Consider the following 9,150-nt stretch of genomic DNA (forward strand, 5'->3'; position numbering starts at 1 on the left):
GGTTTGGCGGGCGGCGAGACGTCAGGCGAGTTTAATTAACACCATGCCGGCTACCAGCAGGATAACCCCCGCCCAGCCTTTGTTATTCAGACGCTGACCAAACAGCACCCAGCCGGCGGCGATGGTCGCCGCGATACCGAAGCCGCCCCACAGCGCATAGGCAACCGAGAGATCGATCCCTTTAACCGCCTGCGACAGGGCGCTGAACGCGCCCAATACTGCCGCCAGGGACAGAATGCCGTAGATCTTGCGGCGGAAGCCGTCGGAAAACTTCAAAAAGACGTTGGCAATAATTTCCAGCACAATGGCGATTGCCAGCCAGGCGGCGTGGATCCACTCAAACTGCTGCATGGGCCACCTCCTGCTTGGAAGACGCTTTTTTCTGGGTGCCGGACTTAATTAAGACGATCCCTATCACCAAGGTGGTCAAGCCGGCTATTTTCAGCAGGGACAGACTCTCATCAAACAGCAGCACGCTGAACAGGGTAATCAGTAAAATACCGATCCCTTCCCACAACGCATAGGCCACACCGAGGGCAATCTTTTTAACCGCAAAGGCAAGAAAAATATATGACAGGGCAATCATGGCCAGCATTAAAATAAAGCCGGTGTGCCCGCCGCTCACGCTTGCCCATTTCATAGACAAGGTGCCGGTAATTTCAGCAATAATTGCTAAAGCTAATAAAATCCAATAAAACATGATCCCTTCTCCTGCTTGAGAATATAATCCATTACCGTTTACGCGAGACGTAAACAGGAAAATTTCTGACGTAGATATCGCTGTGCGCTTGGCGCCAGCTCAGGCAGAAAGAAGGTGACTATAGCGCCGAATGCCAGTGCTGTTCGCCGGCAAAACGGGAAAAAGTGAGGGATACTGCGGGGTGATTTAAAATATACATCCTGAACTGATTGTCCATAAAATTACAATTATCCGCGGTGTTGCTTCTCGTCCGGTGCGGATGAAAATTGTCCTCAGTAGTTAAACACAGGTAGATTTGTAGCATAGTGCTACATTTAATTCAAAGACTTTGCAATTCTTTACGCCGCGGTTTTTCTTCAATGCGTTTGTTCTGCAAAAAAGCGTCATTATGCTAATGTAACGCAACCTGTTAATAGGCAAGGAAGTTTGAGGTCGGGATCCTATGGCTAAACCCATTATTACACTTAACGGATTAAAGATGGTCATCATGTTGGGCATGCTGGTGATCATCCTTACCGGCATTCGCTTTGCGGCGGACATAATCGTCCCGTTTATCCTGGCGCTTTTTCTGGCGGTGATCATCAATCCTCTGGTCCAGCTCCTGGTCCGCTGCCGGGTGCCGCGCGTGCTGGCGATCTCGCTACTGATTGGCCTGATTGTTATGTTAGCCATTGTGCTGCTGGCCTCGCTGGGGACCTCGCTCAACGAGCTGGCGCGCACCCTGCCGCAGTATCGCAACTATCTCTATGAGCCGATGCAAACCATCGCGCCCTGGCTGCAGCGTATGGGATTCACCGTTTCGGTGGTCGAGCTCAATAAGTACATCGACCCTAACGCCGTAATGACCCTGGTCACCAGCCTGCTCACTCAGCTGTCGAACGCCATGTCCTCCATTTTTCTGCTGCTGCTGACGGTGGTGTTTATGCTGCTGGAGGTGCCGCAGCTTCCCGCTAAGCTGCAGCAGTTAATGTCCAGACCAGTAGAAGGCATGGGCGCCATCCAGCGGGCCATCGACAGCGTATCGCATTATCTGGTGCTGAAAACTGCGATAAGCCTGATCACCGGCCTGGTGGTCTGGGGCATGCTGGTGCTGCTGGATGTGCGCTTCGCCTTTATGTGGGGGCTACTGGCCTTCGCGCTTAACTATATTCCCAATATCGGTTCCGTGCTGGCGGCCATTCCGCCGATCCTGCAGGTGCTGGTGTTCGGTGGTCTGTACGAGGCGCTGGTAGTGCTGGCCGGCTACCTGATCGTCAACCTGGTATTCGGCAATATTCTCGAACCTCGTATCATGGGGCGCGGGCTGGGCCTCTCGACGCTGGTGGTATTCCTGTCCTTAATCTTCTGGGGATGGTTGCTGGGTCCGGTTGGCATGCTGCTCTCGGTGCCGTTGACGATTATCGTCAAAATTGCCCTCGAGCAGACCAGCGGCGGGCAGAGTATCGCTTTCTTATTAAGCGATGTCAGTAAACAGTAGTCCTTCCGCAGGCCGGCGCTTCGCCGGCCTGCTCCCTGCCCTACACTCTCTCCGTAGACCACTACGCCTTATGTATTATTGATCCGCATCACAAACGTTGCGGCGGAATCGTTACTCTGATGCTAACGATCGGCCACCGCGCTTAATTGATGCTCATAGCCTCGCGTCGCACACTAATCTCCACCAGGACAAACAAAACGATTTGTCGAATCAGGAGGTTATTAATGAATGCCGAACAAACGACGGGGCGGGTCTGGAACCGTCGCCGAACGGAAAAACAGCGGCGGCTGGCCGAGGCGAACATGCCAGGTAAGGTCATCCCGACTGACCAGTTGGTCAGCGTACTGGAAAACCTGCTCGCCCCCGGCGACCGGGTTGTGCTGGAAGGCAACAACCAGAAACAGGCCGATTTCCTCTCGCGCATGCTGGCGGAAGTTAATCCGCAAAAAATCCACGACCTGCATATGATTATGCCCAGCGTCGGGCGCAGCGAGCATCTGGACCTGTTTGAAAAAGGTATTGCCCGCAAGCTGGATTTCTCTTTCTCCGGCACCCAGAGCCTGCGCATTTCGCAACTACTGGAAGATGGCCTGCTCGAAATCGGCGCCATCCACACCTATATCGAACTCTACTCGCGCCTGTACGTCGATCTGTCGCCAAACGTCGCGCTGATTGCCGGCTATAAAGCTGACCGCAAAGGCAACCTGTATACCGGACCGAGTACCGAAGATACCCCGGCGCTGGTGGAAGCCGCCGCCTTCCACGACGGCATTGTGATAGCCCAGGTCAACGAACTGGTGGACGACGAATGCGATCTGCCGCGCGTCGATATTCCCGGCTCGTGGATCGATTACGTGGTGGTTGCCGACAAGCCGTTCTTTATCGAACCGCTCTTCACCCGCGATCCGCGCCTGATTAAGCAAGAACACATACTGATGGCGATGATGGCGATCAAGGGCATCTATGCGGAACATCAGGTGCAGTCGCTTAACCACGGTATCGGCTTTAATACCGCCGCCATCGAGTTGCTGTTGCCGACCTATGGCGAGCAGCTCGGCCTGAAAGGCAAAATCTGTAAACACTGGACCCTGAATCCGCATCCAACCTTAATCCCGGCCATCGAGAGCGGCTGGGTGGAGAGCGTGCACTGCTTCGGCGGCGAACTGGGGATGGAAGAGTACATCCGCGCCCGCCCGGATATCTTCTTTACCGGCCCGGATGGCTCGATGCGCTCTAACCGCGCCTTCTGCCAGCTGGCGGGCCAGTACGCGGTAGATATGTTCATTGGTTCAACCCTGCAGGTGGATGGTCTGGCTAACTCCTCGACCGTCACCCGCGGCCGTCTTTCCGGCTTCGGCGGCGCGCCGAACATGGGCCACGACCCGCACGGTCGCCGCCACGCCACCCCGGCATGGCTCAATATGATCACCGAGCCGGACCCGATGCAGCGCGGGAAAAAGCTGGTGGTGCAGATGGTCGAAACCTTCCAGGCCGGCGTGAAACCAACCTTCGTTGAGACGCTGGATGCAGTTGAGGTGGCGAAAACCTCCGGCATGCCGCTGGCGCCGGTAATGATTTATGGTGATGACGTCACCCACGTCCTGACCGAAGAGGGTATCGCCTACCTGTACCGTGCGGAGAGCCTTGAAGAGCGCCGGGCGATGGTCGCCGCGGTGGCCGGGATCACCGATATCGGCCTTGGTGTGGACGCCAAACGCGTCGCCGCGCTGCGTCAGAGCGGCAAAGTGGTCTACCCGGAAGATCTCGGGATTCGCCGCAGCGATGCCACCCGCTCCCTGCTGGCCGCCGGCAGCGTCGCCGACCTGGTGGAGTGGTCCGACGGACTGTACAACCCACCGGCAAAATTCCGGAGCTGGTAATGAAAAATCTCTCCCCCCTGCACGCAGAAAGCCGCGTCAGCTGGCTGGCGCATACCGCCAGCGCCTGTCTGATTGACGAAGCCCGTCTGAGCCCGAAACCGGGTCTGGTGGATAGCCGCGGCAACGGCGCGCATCAGGACCTGAATCTGGCGCTGATGGAGCGCTCCGCCCGCAGCCTGCAGCCGACCTTTCACGCGCTGGCCGAGCAAAGCTGGCGTCGCCCGGCGGACATCGCGCTGCGCGAAACCGTCGGCCGCCTTGGCCGCGAAGGCGAAGCGCAGATGATGCTGGCGACGGGTGGGGTTAACACCCACCGCGGCGCTATCTGGGCGCTAGGCCTGCTGGTCAGCGCGGTGGCGATGTTGGGTGGAGAGGGTCAGTCACAGGCGATCGCCGACGCCGCCGCCGCCCTCGCCCGCCTGCCCGACGGCTTCGCGCCGAAAAGCTTTAGTAAAGGGCTTCGCGCCAGCCGCCGCTGGCAGGTGCCAGGCGCCCGCGAGGAAGCGCAGTGTGGTTTCCCGCATATCACCCGCCTGGCGCTGCCACAACTACAGCACAGCCGGGCGCGAGGCGCCAGTGAGCCGCAGGCGCAGCTTGATGCGCTGATGGCCATCATGACCTCGCTGAGCGATACCTGCGTGCTGTCGCGCGCCGGTATGGCCGGGCTGCAGGCCATGCAGCAAGGCGCTTGCGAGGTGCTGGCGGCTGGCGGTTGCGCCAGTTTCGCCGGGCGCGCCGCCCTGGCCCGCCTGGACGCAATCATGCTGGCGCAAAACGCCTCGCCGGGAGGCGCCGCCGATCTCCTTGCCGCCACCCTGTTTCTCGACAGAGTTGCCGGCTAACGCATTCAGAGGATGTTATGGAACAGATTACATTGTCATTTCCTGCCAGCCGCGCCCTGAGCGGCCGAGCGCTGGCAGGAGTCGTGGGTTCAGGCGATATGGAAGTACTTTATACCGCCGCACAGAGCGCCACGCTCAACGTACAGATCACCACCTCAGTGGATAACAGCCAGGCGCGCTGGCAGGCGCTGTTCGACAGGTTGAACCTGATCAACGGCCTGCCCGCCGGGCAGTTGATTATCCACGACTTCGGCGCCACGCCGGGCGTCGCCCGTATTCGTATTGAACAGGTTTTTGAGGAGGCCGCTCATGCGTAACGATCGCAGCTTTATCGAACTGCGCGCTCGCGAACGCGCCCACGCCCTGCTGGACGACGGCAGCTACCGCGAACTGCTGGATCCGTTTGACGGTATTATGTCGCCGTGGCTCGGCGCCCAGGGCATTGTCCCGCAATCCGATGACGGTATGGTGGTCGCCAAAGGCACGATCAACGGCCAGCCTGCGGTGGTGATTGCCATCGAGGGCACCTTCCAGGGCGGCAGTATGGGCGAAGTGTCCGGCGCCAAAATGGCCGCCGCGCTGGAGCTGGCGGCGGAAGATAACCGCAACGGTATCCCGACGCAGGCGGTGCTGTGCCTCGAAACCGGCGGCGTACGTCTGCAGGAGGCCAACCTCGGTCTGGCCGCCATCGCCGATATTCACGCCGCGATTGTCGACCTGCGCCGCTACACCCCAGTGGTCGGCATCATCGCCGGCACCGTCGGCTGCTTTGGCGGTATGTCTATCGCCGCCGCGCTGTGCAGTTACCTTATCGTCACTCGTGAAGCCCGTCTCGGCCTCAACGGCCCGCAGGTTATCGAGCAGGAAGCCGGCATTGAAGAGTACGACTCCCGCAACCGGCCGTTTATCTGGAGCATGACCGGCGGCGAAATTCGCGCCGCCAGCGGACTGGTCGACGCGCTGGTTAACGATGGCGTTAACGCCGTTAAAACCGCAATGAATGAGGCGATCGCCAAAGGCGTACCGGTACAGCACCGCAGCGACAACTATGACGATTATCTGCGTCGCTTGAGCCAGTTCGACACCCGCCAGCAGGCGGATACCGCGCAGATTAAACAGCTTTTTGCCCGGGAGGATAAATAATGAGTCAGTTCCCAAACCGCGCCGCGCTGTGGCTGAACAAACTGGCGCCCGACGCGCCGCTGATGAGCGGCCTGTGCCCTTCCGTCCAGGTGGCAGACGGCCAGATTAATGGCGAAAACGTGCGTTTTATCGCCGTGGTCCCGGATGCTAACAACCACTCCCCGCGCGCCGCCGGCGGTGAAGTCGGCCTGCTGGAAGGCTGGACGCTGGCGAAAGTGGTTAATGAAACCATTGCCGCCGACGCCGACCAGCCAGTCAAACGGCCGATCGTCGCCGTGATCGATGTGCCAAGCCAGGCCTATGGCCGCCGCGAAGAAGCTTTCGGCATTCACCAGGCGCTGGCCGGGGCGGCTGGCGCCTACGCCAAAGCCCGTTTGGCCGGCCACCCGGTAATTGGCCTGATCGTCGGCAAAGCGATGTCCGGGGCGTTTCTGGCCCACGGCTACCAGGCCAACCGCCTGATCGCCTTTAACGATAGCGGCGTGCTGGTCCACGCGATGGGTAAAGCGTCGGCGGCGCGCATTACGCTGCGTACCGTAGAGGCGCTGGAGAAACTGGCGGCTACCATTCCGCCAATGGCCTACGACGTCAGCAACTATGCGACGCTCGGCCTGCTCTCCGCCCTGCTGGATATTAATAATCCGGATGCCCCTGACGACCACGATCTGTCGTTGGTCAGCAACACGCTGCGCGACGCCATCGCTGACGCGCGCACCGATACCTCACTGAAGTGCCGCCTGGGCGCGGAAAACCGCCGCAGCTCGCAACTGGTTCGCGATCGCATGCGCGCCAGCTGGTAAGACGTTCGTACGTAAGTAGTAGAAGAAAACCTGCCGGAAGCCGTCCCCCGGAGCGCGTAATAACCGCGCCGGGTAGGGACGGCTTTTAGAAAAAATAACAATCGCGCCAGTACTCTATCTTATTTACAGGTGATTTATGACTTATGTGATTATTCATGCTCTTGCCCCGATTTTCGTTATCATGCTGCTGGGCTTCTGGGCCGGTAAGGCCGGGATGGTAGATAACAAAAACGTCTCGCTGCTTAATATTTTTGTAATGGATTTTGCCTTACCCGCCACGCTGTTTAGCGCCACGGTACAAACGCCGTGGGCCGGGATCGTCGCCCAGTCGCCGCTGGTGCTGGTGTTGACCGGCGCGATGTGGATCACCTATGCCGCGATCTACTTCCTCGCCACCAGCGTGTTCAAACGCACGCCGCAGGATGCCGCGGTGCTGACCCTCACCGTCGCCCTGCCAAACTATGCCGCGCTAGGTCTGCCGATCCTCGGCAGCGTGCTGGGTGAAGGCGCGTCAACCTCGCTGTCGGTGGCGGTCTCTATCGCCTGCGGCTCGGTACTGATGACCCCGTTCTGCCTGCTGATTCTGGAGCGTGAAAAAGCCCGCGCCGCGGGTGAAAACAGCGGTTCTACGCTGGCAATGCTGCCGGTGCTGATGTGGCGTTCGGTGAAAAAACCGATCGTCTGGGGCCCGCTGCTTGGGGTGGTGCTTTCCGCGATCGGCATTAAAATGCCGGACCTGCTGCTGGCGTCGATCAAACCGCTGGGCCTGGCTGCCACCGCCGCCGCGCTGTTCCTCACCGGGGTGATCCTGTCGGCGCGTAAACTGCAGCTCAATGCGCTGATCGCTACATCAACCATCGTGAAACTGCTGGTGCAGCCGTTTATTGCCTGGGGTCTGGTGATGTTACTTGGGTTGCACGGTTCCATTGCCATTACCGCGATCCTGATGATAGCCCTGGCCGCCGGCTTCTTCGGCGTGGTCTTCGGCAACCGCTTCGGCGTCCAGTCTCCGGATGCTGAAGCCGTGCTGCTGTTGAGCTCGGTTCTGTGTATCCTGTCGCTACCGCTGTTTATCTCTTTGACTTCAGGACTGTAAACCATGTCAGCAACGCCGCGTCCCCACGATTTAGTTTGGTTAAACCACGCCAGCGCCCTGGAAGACATTGCCGAGCCGTGGGTGGCTCAGCAGTGGCGAGCCGCGCTGCCGGTGGTGGTGAGGCGCGACGTTGACGACCTGGTCCGCGTCCCGGTTGGGGTGCGGGGCATGAAGCGCGAGCAGCGCGCCGCCGGCTGGGTACAGGCGCGCAATATCGTGCGCAGCGTCACCCCGGAGATGCTTGTCGAGCGCGAAGCATTACTCTGCTCGCCGTTTGTCTCGCAGCCGCCGGTCCAGGGGGCTATCGCCCTCACCTTACACCGCTGGCCCTGGGGCTGGGGCGTCACCGGCAGTACCGGCTACGCGCTGGCAACCGAGATCCCGGTGCTGCATGCGGCCAGCGATCTGGATCTGCTGATCCGCGCGCCACAACCGTTGGACCGCGAGGCGCTGCTGGAATGGCAGACCCGGGTGGCCCAACTCCCATGCCGCGCTGATACCCAGGTCGAAACGCCGTACGGCGCCTTCGCCCTTAATGAATGGCTGCGCGACGGGCGCGCGCTGCTGAAAACGTCCCGCGGCGCGCGCTTAACCGCGACGCCGTGGCACAGGGAGGAATAATGAAGATTTTATTTACCTTTCCCGGTCAGGGCGGCCAGCGTCCCGGCATGCTGGCGATGATCCCCGATCGCGAGGCGTTCCTCACCCAGGCGCGCGCCGTGCTGGGGGATGAAGTCGATACCCTCGATAGCGCCGATGCGCTACAACACACCCGTGCGGTCCAGCTCTGTCTGCTGATCGCCGGTGTCGCCTGGGCGCGCGAGCTACAGCGTCAGGGCGTGGATCCGCAGATGGTCAGCGGCCTCTCTATCGGCGCGTTTCCGGCCGCGGTGATTGCCGGCGCGCTCGATTTCGCCAGCGCGTTGCGGCTGGTGGCCCTGCGCGGGGACTTAATGGAACAGGCGTATCCTGAAGGTTACGGACTGACGGCGATTATGGGCCTGACCCGCCCGCGGGTTGAGGCGCTGATGCAGGGCCACGAGGTTTATCTCGCCAACCTGAACGCCGAAACGCAGTTCGTGATTGCGGGCCGTGATGAGGCAATGGCCGAGGTGGCGCAGCTGGCGCTGCGGGCTGGCGCCAGTAAAGCCCAGCGGCTGGCGGTCAGCGTGCCGTCGCACTGCGCGCTGCTGGATAACCCCGCCGCTGAGC

General features: G+C 60.3%; 11 protein-coding genes. 9 read left to right on the plus strand and 2 right to left on the minus strand.

Going from position 1 to position 9,150, the window contains the following annotated elements:
• Positions 1-21: 21 nt before the first annotated feature.
• Positions 22-351 (minus strand): multidrug efflux SMR transporter subunit KpnF, encoded by a 330-nt coding sequence (kpnF, locus tag HMPREF9538_RS02490; RefSeq protein ID WP_002903683.1) that lies wholly within the window; start codon positions 349-351, stop codon positions 22-24.
• Entirely contained in the window at positions 338-700 is a 363-nt protein-coding gene (gene kpnE, locus HMPREF9538_RS02485; RefSeq protein ID WP_002903681.1) for a multidrug efflux SMR transporter subunit KpnE, read from the minus strand. The genes kpnF and kpnE overlap by 14 nt, the downstream gene beginning before the upstream one ends.
• 442 nt (positions 701-1,142) lie before the next feature.
• Here kpnE and HMPREF9538_RS02480 point away from each other — a divergent pair, with 442 nt between their 5' ends.
• The 9 genes from HMPREF9538_RS02480 to HMPREF9538_RS33080 form a co-directional block, all read left to right on the plus strand.
• Positions 1,143-2,177: an AI-2E family transporter gene (locus HMPREF9538_RS02480; RefSeq protein WP_002903679.1), complete on the plus strand. Its 1,035-nt coding sequence runs from the start codon at positions 1,143-1,145 to the stop codon at positions 2,175-2,177.
• Positions 2,178-2,401: 224 nt separating this feature from the next.
• On the plus strand, positions 2,402-4,057 hold the full coding sequence (gene mdcA / locus HMPREF9538_RS02475) for a malonate decarboxylase subunit alpha (RefSeq protein WP_004176297.1): 1,656 nt from the start codon (positions 2,402-2,404) through the stop codon (positions 4,055-4,057).
• Positions 4,057-4,899 (plus strand): triphosphoribosyl-dephospho-CoA synthase, encoded by an 843-nt coding sequence (locus HMPREF9538_RS02470; RefSeq protein WP_009486289.1) that lies wholly within the window; start codon positions 4,057-4,059, stop codon positions 4,897-4,899. Before mdcA ends, HMPREF9538_RS02470 begins: the two co-directional genes overlap by 1 nt.
• Before the next feature lie 17 nt (positions 4,900-4,916).
• Positions 4,917-5,216: a malonate decarboxylase acyl carrier protein gene (gene mdcC, locus HMPREF9538_RS02465; protein WP_004143106.1), complete on the plus strand. Its 300-nt coding sequence runs from the start codon at positions 4,917-4,919 to the stop codon at positions 5,214-5,216.
• Positions 5,209-6,042: a biotin-independent malonate decarboxylase subunit beta gene (locus HMPREF9538_RS02460; protein ID WP_004143105.1), complete on the plus strand. Its 834-nt coding sequence runs from the start codon at positions 5,209-5,211 to the stop codon at positions 6,040-6,042. Before mdcC ends, HMPREF9538_RS02460 begins: the two co-directional genes overlap by 8 nt.
• Positions 6,042-6,842: a biotin-independent malonate decarboxylase subunit gamma gene (mdcE, locus tag HMPREF9538_RS02455; RefSeq protein ID WP_009486290.1), complete on the plus strand. Its 801-nt coding sequence runs from the start codon at positions 6,042-6,044 to the stop codon at positions 6,840-6,842. Before HMPREF9538_RS02460 ends, mdcE begins: the two co-directional genes overlap by 1 nt.
• Before the next feature lie 136 nt (positions 6,843-6,978).
• Positions 6,979-7,938, plus strand: coding sequence for an AEC family transporter (locus HMPREF9538_RS02450; RefSeq protein ID WP_004148291.1), 960 nt, complete (start codon positions 6,979-6,981; stop codon positions 7,936-7,938).
• 3 nt (positions 7,939-7,941) lie between these two features.
• Positions 7,942-8,559 (plus strand): malonate decarboxylase holo-ACP synthase, encoded by a 618-nt coding sequence (locus HMPREF9538_RS02445; protein ID WP_009486291.1) that lies wholly within the window; start codon positions 7,942-7,944, stop codon positions 8,557-8,559.
• Positions 8,559-9,150: ACP S-malonyltransferase (locus HMPREF9538_RS33080; protein WP_009486292.1), on the plus strand; the 592-nt coding region annotated here is incomplete at its 3' end. The genes HMPREF9538_RS02445 and HMPREF9538_RS33080, both read left to right, overlap by 1 nt.

The sequence above is a fragment of the Klebsiella sp. MS 92-3 genome, assembly GCF_000195655.1.
Taxonomy (GTDB): domain Bacteria; phylum Pseudomonadota; class Gammaproteobacteria; order Enterobacterales; family Enterobacteriaceae; genus Klebsiella; species Klebsiella pneumoniae.